The organism is Pseudomonas sp. UBA6562, from assembly GCF_002434265.1.
Taxonomy (GTDB): Bacteria; Pseudomonadota; Gammaproteobacteria; order Pseudomonadales; family Pseudomonadaceae; genus Aquipseudomonas.
Map to the genome: position 1 here is coordinate 234,762 of NZ_DJJS01000004.1, position 18,205 is coordinate 252,966.

An 18,205-nucleotide genomic window follows, 5' to 3' on the forward strand; every position below is an offset into this window, starting at 1 on the left:
TTATGGGTTACCAGAGGGCCACGCTGTAGCTCACCAGCACACGGGTTTCGTCGGCATCGCGGGTGAAGTTGGAGCGGAACGAAGCGTTGCGCAGGCGCACCTCGACGTTCTTCAACGGCCCGCTCTGCACCACGTACTTGAGTTCGGTGTTGCGTTCCCACTCCTTGCCCTCGCCACCGCTGGCGCGGCTGACGTTGTCGCCGTGCAGGTAACGGGTGAGGAAGCTCAGGCCGGGCAGGCCGAGGGCGGCGAAGTTGTAGTCGTAGCGCAGTTGCCAGGAGTGCTCGTCGGCGTTGGCGAAGTCGTTGATCTGCACGAAGTTGACCAGGTGCGGGTCGGCGCCGTCGAGGTAGGGAAAGGCGCTGTCGCCCGACAGGTGCTGGTAGGCCGCGCTGAGCTTGTGGCCGCTCAAGGCGTAGCTGAACATGCCGTTGACGGTGGTGTTGTCGATGTTGCCGGCCCTGGCCTGGCCCTGCTCGTCGCTGCTCGACAGGCGCAGGTCGGCGCCCAGGGTGCCCGGGCCCCAGGGCTGGGTGGCGAGCAGGCCGAGGAAGTGCTGGCGGTAGACGTCGTCGAGCTGGGCGAAGTGGTAGCTGCCGGTGATGCGCTTGGTGAAGGCGTAGTCGACCCCGGCCATGTCGAAATGGTCGCCGCTGAAGGTGCCGCTGAAACGGCTGCCCTTGTTGTTCAGCGCCAGGTCTTCCCAGTTGGTGTCGTTGCGGTCCTTGGCCTTTTCCAGGCGCCCGCCGATGAAGGTCACGCGCTCGATGTCGCGCGAGCTGAGCAGCGCGCCTTCGAAGGTCTGCGGCAGGATGCGGCCGTCGTTGGGGCGCAGCACCGGGGTCACCGGAATCAGCGAGCCGACCTTGAGTTCGGTCTTGGAGATGCGCACTTTGCCGGTCACGCCGAGCTTGGAGTATTCGTCGGCGGCCTTGCCGTCGTCGTGCACCGGCAGCAGGCCGGTGCCGCTGCGGTCGCGGCTGGAGTCGAGCTTGACGCCGACCATGCCCAGCGCGTCCAGGCCGAAGCCCACGGTGCCGTCGGTGTAGCCGGACTGGATGTCGAGCATGAAGCCCTGGGCCCACTCGTCGCGCTTGGACTGTTGCGCGCTGGTGCCGTCGCGGAAGTCGCGGTTGAAGTACATGTTGCGGGTTTCGAAGGTGGCGGTGCTGTCTTCGATGAACGCGGCCTGGCTCAGCGGCGCGAAGCCGGCCAAGGCGAGGGCGCTGGCGAGGGTGCCAGAGCTTGGAGAAAACGAACGGGTAGGCACGAACGCCTGACGCTGGGCGGGCAGCATGGGATGACTCCGTTTCTTGTTCTTATGAGTTGCACCACGAGGGTGCACGGCACGGCAGATCGAGCTGCCGTGGTGCGATCCTAGGTAACCAACCTTTCAGCAACCTTTCACGCCGAGAGGATTGTTACAAAGGGATTCACAGAACCGACGGGGCGGGTACACTCCGCGCCAACCGAACGATGCGGGGATGAAGGCGATGCGTGTATTGCTGGTCGAAGACCACCTGCAACTGGCCGAAAGCGTGGCCCAAGCCTTGAAGGGCCTGGGCCTGACCGTGGACGTGCTGCACGATGGGGTCGCTGCCGATCTGGCGCTGGCCAGCGAAGAGTACGCCGCGGTGGTGCTCGACGTCGGCCTGCCGCGCCTGGACGGCTTCGAGGTGCTGGCGCGTCTGCGCGGGCGCGGCAAGACCGTGCCGGTGCTGATGCTCACCGCGCGCAGCGACGTCAAGGACCGCGTCCACGGCCTCAACCTGGGCGCCGACGACTACCTGGCCAAGCCGTTCGAGCTGAGCGAACTCGAGGCCCGGGTCAAGGCCCTGCTGCGCCGCAGCGTGCTCGGCGGCGAGCGCCAGCAGTGCTGCGGGCCTCTGGTCTACGACCTCGACACTCGGCGTTTCACCCTCGATACCGAGCACCTGACCCTGACCTCCCGCGAGCAGAGCGTGCTCGAAGCGCTGATCGCCCGGCCGGGGCGGGTGATGAGCAAGGAGCAGTTGGCCGCCCAGGTGTTCGGCCTGGACGAAGAAGCCAGCCCCGACGCCATCGAGATCTACATCCACCGCCTGCGCAAGAAGCTCGACGGCCATGCGGTGGCCATCGTCACCTTCCGCGGCCTGGGCTATCTGCTCGAGCACCGCGATGCGTGACGACGGCAGCCTGCGCGGGCGCCTGCTCGGCAACCTGGCCCTGCTGCTGGTGGTGCTGATGTGCGCCAGCGGCCTGAGCGCCTACTGGAACGGCCGCGAGGCGGCCGACACCGCGTACGACCGCACGCTCCTGGCCTCGGCCCGGACCATCGCCGCCGGCCTCTCGCAGCGCGACGGCACATTGAGCGCCGACGTGCCCTACGTGGCCCTCGACACCTTCGCCTACGACAGCGCCGGGCGCATCTACTACCAAGTGCTGGATATCCAGCAGCGCCTGATCTCCGGCTACGAGCACCTGCCGCCGCCGCCGCCGGGCACCCCGCGCACCGACGACTATCCGGCGCTGGCGCGTTTCTACGATGCCCGCTACCAGGGCCAGGACGTGCGTGTGGTGAGCCTGCTGCGGGCCGTCAGCGAGCCGAACATGAACGGCATGGCCGAAATTCGCGTGGCCGAAACCGACGAGGCGCGCGAGAGCATGGCCCGCGACCTGATGACCGACACCCTGCTGCGCTTGGGGATGCTGGCGTTGGCCGCGCTGATGATGGTGTGGTTCGCCGTGAGCGCCGCGCTGCGCCCCTTGGAACGCCTGCGCAGCGCGGTGGAGGAGCGGCAGCCCGACGACCTGCGGCCCTTGCCGCTGGTGCAGGTGCAGCGCGAACTGAGCCCGCTGGTGCATGGCCTCAACCATTTCACCGAGCGCTTGCGCGCGCAGTTCGAGCGTCAGGCACAGTTCATCGCCGATGCCGCCCACGAACTGCGCACGCCGTTGGCGGCGCTCAAGGCGCGCTTGGAGCTGGGCCAGCGCTCCAGCGATCCGCAGCAGTGGCGCCAGACCCTCACCGAAGCGGCCCAAGGCACCGATCGGCTGACTCACCTGGCTAATCAACTGCTGTCGTTGGCGCGGGTCGAGCATGGCGCCCGTACCATCGCCGAAGGCGGTGCCCAGCGCCTGGACCTGACTCAACTGGCCCGCGAACTGGGCATGGCCCTGGCGCCTCTGGCCCATGCCCGAGGCGTGGCCCTGGCGCTGGAGGCCGAAGCGCCTGTGTGGCTCAAGGGCGAACCGACTTTGCTCAACGAGCTGTTGAGCAACCTGGTGGACAACGCTATCGCCCACACCCCGGTGGGCGGCACGGTGGTGCTGCGGGTGCTGGCTCCAGCCGTGCTGGAGGTGGAGGACGACGGCCCCGGCATCCCCGAAGCGGAGCGTGAACGCGTGTTCGAGCGCTTCTACCGGCGCAGCCCGCAGGGCACCGGCCTGGGCCTGGCCATCGTCGGCGAGATCTGCCGTGCGCATTTGGCCAGTATCAGCTTGCACGACGGTGACAACGGCGGGTTGAAGGTGCGGGTGAGTTTCAGCACCGATTGACGTGGGTGACGCGGGCAAGGCAGCGCCTTGACGGCGTCGGCGCGCTCAGCCCAGCATGCCGCGGGCTTCGAGCAACTCGGCCACATCCAGTTGCTTGTCGGCCGGCAGCTTCAGATGGCGCCAGGCCGGCAGCGCCGTCGGCGGCAGGGCAGGGTCGCCCTGGCGCAGATGGCGAGCGAGCTGCACCACGTCGATGTAGTCCAGTTTATGGGTAGTGCGTTCCAGATCGTCGATCTGGCTGGGCAGGTTGACCAGTTGTTCGGGAAAGTCCCAGGCGCTCAAGAGCTTGTCGCCGAGCACGGGCTGAATCTGCTCGATGATGTGGTGCAGGCACACCGGGTCTGCCAACAGTTCGTTGTGTTCTTCGGCGTAGATCAGCACCGGCAGGGCACCGATCTGATGGACCAGACCGCCCAAGGCGGCCTGGTCGGGCTTGAGCGAGGTGTGGCGGCGGCACAGCTCGTAGCTGATGCCGGCCACTTCCAGGCTGCGCGCCCAGACGTCGCGCAGTTTCTGTTCCACCGACGGCGAGCGGGCGTGGAAGATCTGCTCGATGACCAGGCCGATGGCCAGGTTGCAGCTGTAGTTGATGCCCAGCCGGGTGATCGCGGTGTGCAGGTCGGTGACTTCCACCGAGGCGCGCAGCAAGGGGCTGTTGACCACCTTGATCAGGCGTGCCGACAGGGCTGCGTCCTGACCGATCACCCGGCTCAGGGCCGCGACGCTGATCTCGCTGTCCTCGGCAGCCTCACGGATGCTCAAGGCCACCTCGGGCAATGTCGGTAGGAGCAGTTCGTCGTTATCGATGGCGGCAAGCAATTGTGCTTGCACCTTGTCGGCCAGCTTGTTCATCGGGCTTCTCTGCCGCTGTGGAGGGGAGCGCCCCACGCATGGAGTGGGGCGGGCTGATCAGCGTTGGATTTCCCGGTCGCGGTCAAGTTCGTAGGGCAGGTCGAGCAGGCTCAGGCGCGGGCCGTCGGCGGCCCCCAGGTGCAGGTTGTCGTCGGCCACGGCGTCGGCACTGAGCACTGCCAGCAGTTCGCACGCCTCACCGGCGCGCGCCGCCAGCACCACTTCGCCGACCGACGAGCCATGGGTGGGAGAAAACACTTCCGTGCCCGGTTCGGGCAGAGCGCTTCGCGCCAATGCCACGCGGTACATGCGGCGCTTGAGCTTGCCCAGGTACTGCATGCGCGCGACGATTTCCTGACCGGTGTAGCACCCTTTCTTGAAACTCACGCCGTCCACTGCCTGCAGGTTGATCATCTGCGGAATGAACAGCTCGCGGGTGGCGCCCACGACTTGGCCGATCCCGGCGCGGATCTGGCCCAGCAGCCAATCGTTCAAGGTGCCCTGGGTCAACTGGGCATCCAGGCCCTGGCGCACGGCGGCCGCTTGCTCGGCCGTCGCCCAGAGCTCGACGCGTTCGGCGGACGCACGCACCGCCATCAGCCCAGGTTGGCGAGCAGTGGCGCCCGCCTCGAACGCAACTTCCAGGCCCAGCGGCTGCAGCGCGGCATCGCCCCGGTGCAGGCCGAAGCGCACCCAAGCGGCGCTCTCGTCGGTGAGCACCGCCTTGGAAAATACGGCGTATTTCTTCAAGTCAGCCATTTGCGCTTCGAGCAGCTCGCTGGCCATCGCCAAGAGAAAGCCATCCCCCTGTGGCAGGATGCGGAAGCTCGACTGCATGCGACCCTTGACCATGCAGCGCGCGCCGAGGCCGGCGTGGGCGTCGTCGAGGTAGTTGAGGTTGCAGGTCAGTTGTCCCTGCAGGAACTTGCCCGCGTCGGAGCCGCGGACGGCAAGGATGCCCTCGTGATCGAGAGAGCAGTAGAAAGCGGAATCGGCCATGGGACATCGCGATAGCTAAGGAACTGGCGGCCATCATAGAACGGTGCCGAGCAAATAGGTAGGCGAGTGGTCATGTGCGGTAACAGGGTACGACCAATGCCCAGTGCCGCCGTGCCGGCCAGGCTGTATACTGCCGGGCCATTCGAGGAGGGCCCCATGGTCGAACAAACTGAACTCAATCGCCTGCTCTGGCACAGCCGGCGCGGCATGCTGGAACTGGACGTGCTGCTGGTGCCCTTCAGCCAGGAGGTTTACGCCACCCTCAGCGAGCACGACCGCGCACTCTACACGCGCCTGCTCGAATGCGAAGACCAGGACATGTTCGGCTGGTTCATGGAGCGCTGCGAGTCCGAAGACCCGGAGCTGCAGCGCATGGTGCGCATGATCCTGGACCGTGTCCAGCCCAAGTGAAGCCTTCGAATGCCGTTGGCAAGGCTCGCGCCTGCTGCTGACGGCCTACCTCGGGTGCATGGCCTTGGCGCTGTGCGCCGTCTGGTTCGGTGCCGCACCTCTGTGGTTCGCCAATCTGCTCAGCCTGGGCTGCGCCCTGCACGCGCGCTGGGTGATCCCGCGGCGCATCCTGCTCACCCATCCCCATGCCATCACCGGCCTGCGCCGCAACGCCCAGGGCTGGAGCCTGTTCAGTCGAGCGTCGGGCTGGCAGCCCGCACGGCTGTGTCGTGACAGCCTGGCCTTGCCGCACTGTGTGGTGCTGCGCTACGTGCGGCGCGGTCGCTGGTTGAGCGAAAGCCAGTGCGTCCCGGCAGATGCGCTGGACGCCGAAACGCACCGCCGCCTGCGTGTGCGCTTGAAGTACAGTCGGCGGCGTTGGCGGTGAGGGTCAGTGCCGGCCCAGCGTCGGGTCCAGCACCGTATCGCGCGCTTCGGGCAGCATGTCGGGGTAATCGAGGGTGTAGTGCAGGCCGCGCGATTCCTTGCGCTGCATGGCCGAACGGATCATCAGCTCGGCGACCTGGGCCAGGTTGCGCAATTCGATCAGGTCGCGGCTGACCTTGTAGTTGCTGTAGAACTCGTCGATCTCGTCGAGCAGCATGCGCACGCGGTGCGCGGCCCGTTGCAGGCGCTTGCTGGTGCGCACGATGCCCACGTAGTCCCACATGAAGCGCCGCAGCTCGTCCCAGTTGTGCGCGATGATCACGTCTTCGTCCGAATCGGTCACCTGGCTGGCGTCCCAGCCGGGCAGGGCGCGCGGCATGGGGATAAGGTCCAGTTGCGCGATGATGTCCGCAGCCGCGGCGCGGCCGTAGACGAAGCATTCGAGCAGCGAATTGCTGGCCATGCGGTTGGCGCCGTGCAGGCCGGTGAAGCTGGTTTCGCCGATGGCATACAGGCCGGGCACGTCGGTGTGGCCGTGTTCGTCGACCATTACCCCGCCGCAGGTGTAATGCGCAGCGGGCACCACGGGAATGGGTTGTTGCGTGATGTCGATGCCAAAGCCCAGGCAGCGCTCATAGACGGTCGGGAAGTGGGCCTTGATGAACTCGGCGGGCTTGTGGGTGATGTCCAGGTACACGCAATCCACGCCCAGACGTTTCATTTCATGGTCGATGGCGCGGGCCACGATGTCGCGCGGCGCCAGCTCTTCGCGAGCGTCGAAGCGTGGCATGAAGCGTTCGCCGTTGGGCAGTCGCAGCAGCGCGCCTTCGCCACGCAAGGCTTCGGTGATGAGGAAGCTCTTGGCCTGGGGGTGGTACAGGCAGGTGGGGTGGAACTGGTTGAACTCCAGGTTCGCCACCCGGCAGCCGGCGCGCCAGGCCATGGCGATGCCATCGCCGCAGGCACCGTCGGGGTTACTGGTGTACAGATAGACCTTGGCCGCGCCGCCAGTGGCCAGCACGGTGAAGCGCGCGCCGAAGGTATCGACCTCACCGGTGCTGCGGTCCAGCACGTAGGCCCCCAGGCAACGCTGACCGTTGAGGCCCAGGCGGCGCTCGGTGATCAGGTCGATGGCCACGCGCTGTTCGAGCAGCTCGATGTTCGGCCGTTGCCGGGCCTGCTCCAGCAGCGAGGTGAAGATCGCCGCACCGGTGGCGTCCGCGGCATGGATGATGCGCCGATGGCTGTGGCCGCCTTCGCGGGTCAGGTGGAACTGGTAGCTGCGCGCGTCGGCGGCCTGTTCGTCGCGGGTGAAGGGCACACCCTGCTCGATCAGCCAGTCGATGGCCTCGCGGCTGTGCTCCACGGTGAAGCGTACGGCGTCTTCATGGCACAACCCGCCGCCGGCGTTGAGGGTGTCTTCGACATGCGACTGCACGGTGTCGGTGTCGTCCAGCACGGCGGCCACGCCGCCCTGTGCCCAGAAGGTCGAGCCGTTGGCCAGTTCGCCTTTGCTCAGCACCGCGACGCGCACATGGCGCGGCAAATTCAGCGCCAGGCTCAAGCCGGCCGCACCGCTGCCGATCACTAGGACATCATGTTGGAATGGTTGGCTCATGTCGGGGCACTAGTATCTGGATGAGGTGAACGGCACAATAGCCCCGCGTAGGTGGCACTGTGAGACTATCGGGCCGTAGCCGGGATGCCTTTATAGCAGCCCCGGCCCGCTGATTTCCAACGACGCTTGTCCGGTTTGCTGGTTTCGCCAGGGAACTTTCGGCGATCGTCGGAAATCCCATGAAGGCTGCCCGCACGTCAAAATTGCCGCGGCGACGCAGGGCAGCTGCTCTTACCGGGCGAAATCCTGCGTATTCGAGATTCTACGTCGATGAGGGCGGCCTTCACCGTCTTCATCGCTCATGCGAGCCGATGAAAGGCCGCAGGAAACTTGCTTGGAGGGGAGAACTTTTGCCTAAAGCCCGAGTCTATGTTTGCAAGCCTGAACGATGGCTTTTGCAACGCTCCTTCGAGACCACTGAGGAGTGTTCATGCTAACCCAGGAAGAGGATCAGCAGCTTGTCGAGCGCGTACAGCGCGGCGATAGGCGAGCGTTCGATCTGTTAGTGCTGAAGTATCAGCACAAGATTCTCGGGTTGATCGTGCGTTTCGTCCACGACACCCATGAAGCACAGGATGTCGCGCAGGAAGCCTTCATCAAGGCCTACCGAGCGCTTGGAAATTTTCGCGGTGACAGCGCCTTCTACACCTGGCTGTACCGCATCGCCATCAACACGGCGAAGAACTACCTGGTGTCCCGCGGAAGGCGGCCGCCAGATAGCGATGTGAGTTCCGAGGATGCGGAATTCTATGACGGCGATCACGGCCTCAAGGATCTTGAGTCTCCTGAGCGCTCCCTGTTGCGGGATGAAATCGAAGGCACCGTCCATCGGACCATCCAGCAATTGCCCGAAGATTTGCGTACGGCACTGACCTTACGTGAATTCGATGGTCTGAGTTACGAAGACATTGCCAGCGTCATGCAATGTCCTGTGGGCACCGTGCGCTCTCGAATATTTCGCGCTCGGGAGGCCATCGATAAAGCCCTGCAACCGCTGTTGCAGGAGTCCTGAGACAGCGGCGATAGCCAAGAGAGGAACCGCCATGAGTCGTGAAGCTTTGCAGGAATCGCTGTCCGCGGTATTGGACAACGAAGCGGATGAACTGGAACTGCGTCGTGTGCTGAGCGCCGTCGAAGATTCGGAGACCCGCGCTACTTGGTCGCGTTACCAGGTCGCTCGTGCAGCCATGCATAAAGAATTGCTGATGCCGAACCTCGACATCGCATCGGCGGTTTCCGCAGCCTTGGCTGAAGAAGCTGCCCCGGCCAAGGTCCAGAAAGGTCCATGGCGCGGCATCGGTCGTCTGGCCGTCGCTGCTTCGGTGACTGTCGCCGTCTTGGCAGGCGTGCGCCTGTACAACCAGGACGAAATCACCGGTGCCGAGCTTGCTCAGCAGCAGCCTGCCCAACAGGTCCTGAGTGCACCGCAAGCGCAAGGCCCTGCCGTGCTGGCCGGCTACACCGAAAGCAGCGATCAGCCGACCGGCCCCATGGCCAACGGCGCGATGCAGAACCAGGCTGGCTGGGACAAGCGTATGCCAGGCTACCTGCAGCAACACGCGCAGGATTCTGCTGCCAAAGGCGGTGAAACCGCACTGCCTTACGCTCGCGCCGCTAGCATGGACGATGCCAAGTAAGGGGCTGCATGCGCGCATTTGCCTTCCTACCGCTGGTGGTCGGCAGTTGCGTCGCACTACCAGTTCTGGCGGCCAATTCTTCGCCTGAAGCGGGGAAGTGGCTGTCAAAGCTGGCTCAAGCCGAACGGCGACAGAATTACCAAGCCTCGTTCATCTACGAACGCAATGGCAGCTTCTCATCCCACCAGATCTGGCACCTTGTCCATGACGGGATTTCCACCGAGCGTCTGTTTCGCCTGGACGGCGACGTTCAGGAAGTCGTACGTGTCGATGGCAGGGTAAGCTGTGCTTCCGGGGACCTGACGTCTGCAGTCAGTACACCGGGCAAATCGCCTGCGAACATCCTCGATCCTCTTAAATTGATGAGCTGGTACGACTTGAGCGTCATCGGCGAGTCGCGCGTGGCCGGGCGAGACGCAATAACCCTTAGCCTTGCGCCTCGCGATCCACATCGCTATGGCTTCGACCTGGATCTGGACCGGCAAACCGGCTTACCGCTGCGTTCTTTGATGGTCAACGAAAAAGGCCAGATGCTCGAGCGTTATCAAGTCGTCAGCCTGGACACCCGGCAAGCCCCCGACGCAGCTGACATGCAAGGCAGTTCTGCCTGCAAGCCGATCGCATCCACGCCCACTCGTAAGAAGGCGGCGCTCGTGGAGTGGCGGGCCGAGTGGTTGCCCGCAGGTTTCGAACTGGTGGGCAGTTTCCAGGCACAAGGCGAGGGGCCTAGCTCTCTAATGTACGACGATGGCCTCGCGCGGTTTTCGGTCTTCCTCGAGCCAGTCGCTGCCGCCGATGGCAAGGACATTCGCACCCAGCTCGGCCCCACCGCTGCCGTTTCGCGCCATCTGGCGACGGCCAGAGGCGACATGCTGGTCACGGTCGTCGGCGAAATCCCATTAGGTACCGCCGAGCGCATAGCGCTGTCGATGAGATGGCAGGGCGCTCAGGAAAGTCGTTGAGCACGCTTGGCCAGAACGGTTTACACGCATTGTTGAAATGAAATTAACGCATTGTCATTTGCATTCCCCTGGTAAATTTTCTATAGGTCTGTTCTTTCGAGGTCTGGCCTGTCCTGCGTCTGCGGGAGCCTTACTGCTAATTACGCTCGTTGTGACGGGAGTCGTATGTCGATACCACGCTTGAAACCCTACCTTTCGATGTTTGCCGCCGTGTTGATGCTCGGCCAGGCGCTCGTGGCCCAGGCCCAAGAGGCGCTGCCCGATTTCACCACCCTGGTCGAACAGGCTTCGCCCGCCGTGGTGAACATCAGTACCAAGCAGAAGCTGCCGGAGCGCCGTATCGCCGCTGGGCAAATGCCCGACCTGGAAGGCCTGCCGCCGATGTTCCGCGAGTTCTTCGAACGCAGCTTGCCGCAACAGCCGGGTTCGCCCCGCGGCGACCGTCAGCGCGAAGCGCAGTCGCTGGGTTCAGGCTTCATCATCTCGGCCGACGGCTACGTGCTGACCAATAACCATGTGGTCGCTGACGCCGACGAAATCATCGTGCGCCTGTCCGACCGCAGCGAGTTGCAGGCCAAGCTGGTCGGCACCGACCCGCGCACCGACGTGGCGCTGCTCAAGGTCGAAGGCAAGGACCTGCCCACCGTCAAACTGGGCGATTCGGAAAAGCTCAAGGTCGGTGAGTGGGTGCTGGCCATCGGTTCGCCGTTCGGCTTCGACCATTCGGTGACCAAGGGCATCGTCAGCGCCAAGGGCCGCACCCTGCCCAACGACAGCTACGTGCCGTTCATCCAGACCGACGTGGCCATCAACCCCGGCAACTCCGGTGGGCCGCTGTTCAACATGAACGGTGAAGTGGTGGGCATCAACTCGCAGATCTTCACCCGCTCCGGTGGCTTCATGGGCCTGTCGTTCGCCATTCCGATCGACGTGGCGCTGGACGTTTCCAACCAACTCAAGAAAGACGGCAAGGTCAGCCGCGGCTGGCTGGGTGTGGTCATTCAGGAAGTGAACAAGGACCTGGCCGAATCCTTCGGCCTCGACAAGCCTGCCGGCGCGTTGGTCGCGCAAGTGCTGGAAGACGGCCCGGCGGCCAAGGGCGGCCTGCAGGTCGGCGACGTCATTCTCAGCCTCAACGGCAAGCCGATCGTCATGTCCGCCGACCTGCCGCACCTGGTCGGCAGCATGAAGGACGGCGACAAGGCCAAGCTCGAGATCATCCGCAACGGCAAGCGTCAGGGCCTGGACATCGCCGTAGGCGCACTGCCCGAAGACGATGCCGACACCGGCATGGGCGGCAGCAAGCAGGGCGCCGAACGCAGCAGCAACCGCCTGGGCGTGTCCGTGGCCGACCTTACCGCCGAGCAGAAGAAGTCGCTCGAACTCAAGGGCGGCGTCACCATCAAGGAAGTGCAGGACGGCCCAGCGGCGCTGATCGGCCTGCGTCCGGGCGATGTCATCAGCCACTTGAACAACCAGGCCATTCTGTCGGCCAAGCAGTTCACCGAGATCGCCAAGGAACTGCCGAAGAATCGCTCGGTGTCCATGCGTGTGCTGCGTCAGGGGCGTGCCAGCTTCATCACCTTCAAACTGGCCGAGTAAGCCGGCTACAAGCGGAACGGGGCAGCGCAAGCTGCCCTTTTCGTATGCGCGAGGTCAGCGCGGCGAGCGCCGCGAAAGGCCGGGCGCCATACACGCGGTTACCGGTTAACTGATCGGGAATCTCCCATAACCCTGCGGCTTGGGGTACAATTCCCGGCTATTTTTGGCGGGCGTCCGGCTCGCAGCCTTTTCGAGTGTTGACCTGTGAGTGATTTGAGTCATATCCGCAATTTCTCCATCATCGCCCACATCGACCATGGCAAGTCGACGCTGGCCGATCGTTTCATCCAGCTCTGCGGCGGCCTCACCGCGCGCGAAATGGAAGCCCAGGTCCTCGACTCCATGGACCTCGAACGCGAACGCGGCATCACCATCAAGGCCCACAGCGTCACGCTCCACTACAAGGCGCAAGACGGCAAGACCTACCAGCTCAACTTCATCGACACCCCGGGCCATGTCGACTTCACCTACGAAGTCAGCCGCTCGCTGGCTGCCTGCGAAGGTGCGCTGCTGGTGGTCGACGCCGGCCAGGGCGTTGAGGCGCAATCGGTCGCCAACTGCTACACCGCCATCGAGCAGGGCCTGGAAGTCATGCCCGTCCTGAACAAGATGGACCTGCCCCAGGCCGACCCCGATCGCGTCAAGGACGAGATCGAGAAGATCATCGGCATCGACGCCACCGACGCCGTGGCGTGCAGCGCCAAGAGCGGCATGGGCGTCGACGAGGTGCTCGAGCGCTTGGTGCACACCATTCCGCCACCCGAGGGCGATATCGACGCGCCGTTGCAGGCGCTGATCATCGACTCCTGGTTCGACAACTATCTGGGCGTCGTCTCCCTGGTGCGCGTGCGCCACGGCCGCGTCAAGAAGGGCGACAAGATCCTGGTCAAGTCCACCGGCAAGGTGCATCTGGTCGACAGCGTCGGCGTGTTCACCCCCAAGCACACGCAAACCGCCGACCTCAAGGCCGGCGAAGTGGGCTTCATCATCGGCAGCATCAAGGACATCCACGGTGCGCCGGTGGGCGACACCCTGACCCTGTCCACGACCCCGGACGTGCCGGTGCTGTCGGGCTTCAAGAAGATCCAGCCGCAGGTCTACGCGGGCTTGTTCCCGGTCAGCTCCGACGACTTCGAAGACTTCCGCGACGCCTTGCAGAAGCTCACCCTCAACGACTCGTCGTTGCAATACGCGCCGGAAAGCTCCGACGCCCTGGGCTTCGGTTTCCGTTGCGGCTTCCTCGGCATGCTGCACATGGAGATCATCCAGGAGCGTCTGGAGCGCGAGTACGACCTCGACCTGATCACCACCGCGCCGAGCGTGATCTACGAGCTGGAATTGAAGACCGGTGAAACCATCATCGTCGACAACCCCTCCAAGCTCCCGGACGTCTCTGCGGTCACCGACTTCCGCGAACCGATCGTCACCGCGACCATCCTCGTGCCGCAGGAACACCTGGGCAACGTGATCACGCTGTGCATCGAAAAGCGTGGCGTGCAGCGCGACATGCAGTTCCTCGGCAGCCAGGTGCAGGTGCGCTACGACATGCCGATGAACGAAGTGGTGCTGGACTTCTTCGACCGTCTGAAGTCCACCAGCCGTGGCTATGCTTCGCTGGACTACCATTTCGACCGCTACCAGTCGGCCAACCTGGTCAAGCTGGACGTGTTGATCAACGGCGACAAGGTCGACGCCCTGGCGTTGATCGTGCACCGTGACAACGCGGCCTACAAAGGCCGCCAGTTGACCGAAAAGATGAAGGAGCTGATCCCTCGGCAGATGTTCGATGTGGCGATCCAGGCAGCCATAGGCGGCCAGATCATCGCGCGAACCACCGTCAAGGCGCTCAGAAAGAACGTACTGGCCAAATGTTACGGCGGCGACGTCAGCCGTAAGAAGAAGCTGCTGGAGAAGCAGAAGGCTGGTAAGAAACGCATGAAGCAGGTCGGCAACGTGGAAATTCCACAAGAAGCCTTCCTTGCCGTGCTCAGGTTGGATAGCTAGGTCCTATGTCGCTAAATTTCCCGCTGTTGCTCGTTCTTGCCGTGGCCATCTGTGGTTTGCTGGGGCTCATCGACCTGTTGTTCCTGGCACCGCGCCGGCGAGCGGCGATCGCCACCTATCGGGGTAGCGTCAGCCAGCCCGAGCCGGCGGTGGTCGAGCGCCTCGACAAGGAACCCTTGCTGGTCGAATACGGCAAATCGTTCTTCCCGGTGCTGTTCATCGTGCTGGTGCTGCGCTCGTTTCTGGTCGAGCCGTTCCAGATTCCGTCGGGGTCGATGAAGCCAACGCTGGAGGTCGGCGACTTCATCCTGGTGAACAAGTTCTCCTACGGCATACGTCTGCCGGTGATCGACAAGAAGGTCATCGAGATCGGTGACCCCAAGCGCGGCGACGTGATGGTGTTCCGCTATCCGAGCGATCCGAACGTCAACTACATCAAGCGTGTGGTCGGCCTGCCGGGCGACCAGATCCGCTACACCAACGACAAGCGCCTGTTCGTCAACGGCCAGGCCGTCGCCGAACAGCTGGTCGGCACCGAACCGGGCACCCTGGGCAGCGCCGAGCTGTACAAGGAAAAACTGGGCGAGGCCGAGCACCTGATCCGCAAGGAAATGAGCCGCTACCGCATGCCGCCCGACCAACAGTGGACGGTCCCGGCCGGCCACTACTTCATGATGGGCGACAACCGCGACAACTCGAACGACAGCCGCTTCTGGGATGACCCGAACATTCCCAAGGAACTGCACGGCATGGTGCCGGACCGCAACATCGTCGGTAAGGCCTTCGCGGTCTGGATGAGTTGGCCCGAACCCAAGCTCAGCCACTTCCCCAACCTGTCGCGGGTTGGTTTGATCCACTGATCCACCGGCGCTGTCGATCTGGCAGCGCCGAATGCATTTCTGACATAGGCTGTGTTCTCCAGGATCAGAGAAATGCCATCGCATCGGGCGGTGGCCACGGCCGGCAGTCTTCAGGACCTCGATTTGAACAACGCGTTGAACAACCTTCAGGTGGCCCCATGAGCGCGCCCCTTGACCGCCTGGAGCGCAAGCTCGGCTACACCTTCCGAGATCAGGAGCAGATGCTGCTGGCCCTCACTCACCGCAGTTACGCCGGGCGCAACAACGAGCGCCTGGAGTTTCTCGGCGACTCGATCCTCAACTTCGTCGCCGCCGAGGCGCTGTTCGAGCGCTTCCCACAGGCGCGCGAAGGCCAGTTGTCGCGCCTGCGGGCGCGTCTGGTGAAGGGCGAAACCCTGGCCCGCCTGGCCCGCGGCTTCGACCTGGGCGACTACTTGCGCCTGGGTTCGGGCGAACTCAAGAGCGGCGGTTTCCGCCGTGAGTCGATCCTGGCCGATGCCCTCGAAGCCTTGATCGGTGCGATCTACCTCGACTCCGACATGCAAACGGTACGCGAGCGCATCCTCGCCTGGCTGGCCGGCGAATTCGAAAGCCTGACCCTGGTCGACACCAACAAGGATCCGAAAACGCGCTTGCAGGAATTCTTGCAGTCGCGCGCCTGCGAGTTGCCGCGCTACGAAGTGGTCGACATCCAGGGCGAACCTCACTGCCGCACCTTCTTCGTCGAGTGCGAAGTGGTGCTGCTGAACAACAAGAGCCGCGGTCAGGGCGTGAGCCGGCGTATCGCCGAGCAGGTCGCGGCAGCCTCGGCGCTCATCGCCTTGGGCGTGGAGAATGGCAATGACTGAGAACACCCCCACCCGTTGCGGCTATGTGGCCATCGTCGGCCGTCCGAACGTGGGCAAGTCGACGCTGCTCAACCACATCCTCGGGCAGAAGCTGGCGATCACCTCGCGCAAGCCGCAGACCACCCGGCACAACATGCTCGGCATCAAGACCGAAGGCGATGTGCAGGCGATCTACGTCGATACGCCCGGCATGCACAAGGCCAACGACAAGGCGCTCAACCGCTACATGAACCGCAACGCGTCGGCCGCCCTCAAGGATGTCGACGTGGTGATCTTCGTGGTCGACCGTACGCGCTGGACCGACGAAGACCAACTGGTGCTCGAGCGCGTGCAGTACGTCACCGGGCCGTTGATCCTGGCGGTCAACAAGACCGACCGCATGGACGAGAAGGGCGATCTGATCCCGCACTTGCAGTGGTTGCAAACGCAACTGCCGAATGCCGAGATCGTGCCGATCTCCGCTCAGCAGGGGCATAACCTCGACGCCCTGGAAGCGCTGATCGCCAAGCACCTGCCGGAAAACGAGCATTTCTTCCCGGAAGACCAGATCACCGACCGCAGCAGCCGTTTCCTCGCCGCCGAACTGGTGCGCGAGAAGATCATGCGTCAATTGGGTGCCGAGCTGCCGTACCAGATCACCGTCGAGATCGAAGAATTCAAGCAGCAGGGCCATGTGTTGCACATCCACGCGCTGATCCTGGTCGAGCGCGACGGGCAGAAGAAGATCATCATCGGCGACAAGGGCGAGCGCATCAAACGCATCGGTTCCGAGGCGCGCAAGGACATGGAGCAGCTGTTCGATGCCAAAGTGATGCTCAACCTCTGGGTCAAGGTCAAAGGCGGTTGGTCGGACGACGAGCGCGCCCTGCGCTCGCTCGGCTACGGCGACCTGTAACCCTCCCGTCGAACGGCCCGGATTCTCCGGGCCGTTTTCTTTCGCAGGCCTTTGCATGGAACACCCAGTCGGCCAACCGGCCTATGTGCTGCACAGCCGTGCCTACAAGGAAACCAGCGCGTTAGTGGATCTGTTCACTGCGCAAGGCCTGGTGCGTGTGGTATTGCGCCGCGCCCGGGGCAAGGGCGGCAGCCTGGTGCGGCCGTTCGTGTTGCTCGAAGTGGAGCTGCGCGGGCGCGGCGAGCTGAAGAACGTCAACCGGCTGGAAACCGTCGGTGTCGCGGCCTGGCTGCACGGCGACGCTCTATTCAGCGGGATGTACCTCAACGAGTTGCTCATGCGCCTACTGCCGGCCGAAGTGCCGCACCCGGCTTTGTTCGAGCATTACGCCCTGACCTTGCAGGCGCTGGCCGAGGGGCGCCCACTGGAGCCGCTGTTGCGCGCCTTCGAATGGCGCGTGCTCGACGAGCTTGGCTACGCCTTCTCGCTCAGCCACGACCTCGACGAACAGCCCATCGTCAGCGAAGGTCAGTACCGGTTGCGCGTCGATGCCGGCCTGGAACGGGTGGAGCTGACCCAACCCGGTCTGTTCAGTGGGACGCAGTTGCAGGCACTGGCCGAAGCCGACTGGAACGCGCCCGGCGCGTTGCTCGCGGCCAAGCGCCTGATGCGCCAGGCCCTGGCGGTGCACCTGGGCGGCAAGCCTCTGGTCAGCCGGGAACTGTTTCGCAAGCGCTGATCCCGTCGTATGCTGTGCGGCTCACACTCTAGGAGAGCCTTCCGTGACTCACAGCAACCGCATGCTACTGGGCGTCAACATCGATCACGTGGCCACCCTGCGCCAGGCGCGCGGCACGCGTTACCCCGACCCGGTCAAGGCGGCGCTGGATGCCGAAGAGGCGGGGGCCGATGGCATCACCGTGCACTTGCGTGAAGACCGTCGGCACATCCAGGAGCGCGACGTGCTGCTGCTCAAGGACGTGTTGCAGACGCGCATGAACTTCGAGATGGGCGTTACCGAGGAAATGATGGCGTTCGCCGAACGCATTCGTCCGGCGCACATCTGCCTGGTCCCGGAAACGCGCCAGGAACTGACCACCGAAGGCGGCCTGGACGTGGCGGGGCAAGAGGCGCGGATCAAAGCCGCAGTCGAGCGCCTGGCCCGGATCGGCGCCGAGGTCTCGCTGTTCATCGATGCCGACCCGGCACAGATCGAAGCGGCCCACCGCGTCGGCGCACCGGCCATCGAACTGCACACGGGACGTTATGCCGATGCCGAGAATCCGACCGAGATGGCCGAAGAACTCGAGCGCATCGCCAAAGGCGTGGCCTTGGGTGTCGACAATGGGCTGATCGTCAATGCCGGCCACGGCCTGCACTACCACAACGTCGAAGCCATCGCGGCGATCAAGGGCATCAACGAGCTGAACATCGGCCATGCGCTGGTGGCCCATGCGCTGTTCGTCGGTTTCAAGGAAGCGGTGGCGCAGATGAAGGCGTTGATCCTCAACGCGTCGCGCTGACACCTCGGAAACAAGCCCCTACCTGCGATCT

At 64.1% G+C, this 18,205-nt stretch carries 18 protein-coding genes; 14 read left to right on the forward strand and 4 right to left on the reverse strand.

All coding sequences use genetic code 11. The annotated features are described in order from the left end of the window. Window positions 1–7 precede the first annotated feature (7 nt). Entirely contained in the window at window positions 8–1,297 is a 1,290-nt protein-coding gene (locus B4M43_RS05240; RefSeq protein ID WP_296264841.1) for an OprD family porin, read from the reverse strand. Between the two features lie 196 nt (window positions 1,298–1,493). Between B4M43_RS05240 and B4M43_RS05245 the strand changes: the two genes are divergently transcribed. Next, complete coding sequence (locus tag B4M43_RS05245; RefSeq protein WP_296265336.1) at window positions 1,494–2,165, forward strand: response regulator; 672 nt, start codon at window positions 1,494–1,496, stop codon at window positions 2,163–2,165. Continuing rightward, on the forward strand, window positions 2,158–3,537 hold the full coding sequence (locus tag B4M43_RS05250) for a sensor histidine kinase (RefSeq protein WP_296264843.1): 1,380 nt from the start codon (window positions 2,158–2,160) through the stop codon (window positions 3,535–3,537). The genes B4M43_RS05245 and B4M43_RS05250 overlap by 8 nt, the downstream gene beginning before the upstream one ends. Before the next feature lie 45 nt (window positions 3,538–3,582). On the opposite strand, the gene B4M43_RS05255 is transcribed toward B4M43_RS05250, so the two are convergent. Continuing rightward, window positions 3,583–4,389, reverse strand: a complete 807-nt coding sequence (locus tag B4M43_RS05255; RefSeq protein WP_296264844.1) for an HDOD domain-containing protein — start codon at window positions 4,387–4,389, stop codon at window positions 3,583–3,585. Window positions 4,390–4,446: 57 nt separating this feature from the next. Further along, window positions 4,447–5,388 (reverse strand): YgfZ/GcvT domain-containing protein, encoded by a 942-nt coding sequence (locus B4M43_RS05260; protein WP_296264846.1) that lies wholly within the window; start codon window positions 5,386–5,388, stop codon window positions 4,447–4,449. A gap of 156 nt (window positions 5,389–5,544) precedes the next feature. Here B4M43_RS05260 and B4M43_RS05265 point away from each other — a divergent pair, with 156 nt between their 5' ends. Both B4M43_RS05265 and B4M43_RS05270 read left to right on the forward strand, forming a co-directional pair. Further along, window positions 5,545–5,799, forward strand: coding sequence for a succinate dehydrogenase assembly factor 2 (locus B4M43_RS05265; protein ID WP_296264847.1), 255 nt, complete (start codon window positions 5,545–5,547; stop codon window positions 5,797–5,799). Continuing rightward, window positions 5,783–6,226, forward strand: coding sequence for a protein YgfX (locus tag B4M43_RS05270; protein ID WP_296264848.1), 444 nt, complete (start codon window positions 5,783–5,785; stop codon window positions 6,224–6,226). Before B4M43_RS05265 ends, B4M43_RS05270 begins: the two co-directional genes overlap by 17 nt. Before the next feature lie 3 nt (window positions 6,227–6,229). Here the strand turns inward: B4M43_RS05270 and nadB are convergent, their stop codons facing one another. Next, the gene (gene nadB, locus B4M43_RS05275) at window positions 6,230–7,843 is read right to left on the reverse strand and encodes an L-aspartate oxidase (RefSeq protein ID WP_296264850.1); all 1,614 of its coding nucleotides are present in this window, start codon (window positions 7,841–7,843) and stop codon (window positions 6,230–6,232) included. A 430-nt stretch (window positions 7,844–8,273) separates the two neighbouring features. Between nadB and rpoE the strand changes: the two genes are divergently transcribed. From rpoE to pdxJ, 10 genes are all read left to right on the forward strand, one after another. Continuing rightward, on the forward strand, window positions 8,274–8,855 hold the full coding sequence (gene rpoE / locus B4M43_RS05280; protein WP_011535354.1) for an RNA polymerase sigma factor RpoE: 582 nt from the start codon (window positions 8,274–8,276) through the stop codon (window positions 8,853–8,855). A 31-nt stretch (window positions 8,856–8,886) separates the two neighbouring features. Continuing rightward, entirely contained in the window at window positions 8,887–9,480 is a 594-nt protein-coding gene (locus B4M43_RS05285) for an RseA family anti-sigma factor (RefSeq protein ID WP_296264851.1), read from the forward strand. A gap of 8 nt (window positions 9,481–9,488) precedes the next feature. Beyond that, window positions 9,489–10,442, forward strand: a complete 954-nt coding sequence (locus B4M43_RS05290) for a MucB/RseB C-terminal domain-containing protein (RefSeq protein WP_296264852.1) — start codon at window positions 9,489–9,491, stop codon at window positions 10,440–10,442. 171 nt (window positions 10,443–10,613) lie between these two features. After that, complete coding sequence (locus B4M43_RS05295) at window positions 10,614–12,044, forward strand: DegQ family serine endoprotease (protein WP_414707817.1); 1,431 nt, start codon at window positions 10,614–10,616, stop codon at window positions 12,042–12,044. A gap of 204 nt (window positions 12,045–12,248) precedes the next feature. Beyond that, window positions 12,249–14,048, forward strand: a complete 1,800-nt coding sequence (lepA, locus tag B4M43_RS05300) for a translation elongation factor 4 (protein ID WP_296264854.1) — start codon at window positions 12,249–12,251, stop codon at window positions 14,046–14,048. Window positions 14,049–14,053: 5 nt separating this feature from the next. Further along, window positions 14,054–14,908: a signal peptidase I gene (gene lepB / locus B4M43_RS05305; protein WP_296264855.1), complete on the forward strand. Its 855-nt coding sequence runs from the start codon at window positions 14,054–14,056 to the stop codon at window positions 14,906–14,908. Window positions 14,909–15,066: 158 nt separating this feature from the next. Continuing rightward, a complete protein-coding gene (gene rnc / locus B4M43_RS05310) occupies window positions 15,067–15,756 on the forward strand; it encodes a ribonuclease III (RefSeq protein WP_296264856.1) in 690 nt (229 codons plus the stop codon). Beyond that, window positions 15,749–16,651, forward strand: a complete 903-nt coding sequence (gene era, locus B4M43_RS05315) for a GTPase Era (RefSeq protein WP_296264857.1) — start codon at window positions 15,749–15,751, stop codon at window positions 16,649–16,651. Before rnc ends, era begins: the two co-directional genes overlap by 8 nt. A 55-nt stretch (window positions 16,652–16,706) precedes the next feature. Next, the gene (gene recO / locus B4M43_RS05320; RefSeq protein WP_296264858.1) at window positions 16,707–17,390 is read left to right on the forward strand and encodes a DNA repair protein RecO; all 684 of its coding nucleotides are present in this window, start codon (window positions 16,707–16,709) and stop codon (window positions 17,388–17,390) included. 61 nt (window positions 17,391–17,451) lie between these two features. Continuing rightward, complete coding sequence (pdxJ, locus tag B4M43_RS05325; protein ID WP_414707818.1) at window positions 17,452–18,174, forward strand: pyridoxine 5'-phosphate synthase; 723 nt, start codon at window positions 17,452–17,454, stop codon at window positions 18,172–18,174. Window positions 18,175–18,205 lie beyond the last annotated feature (31 nt).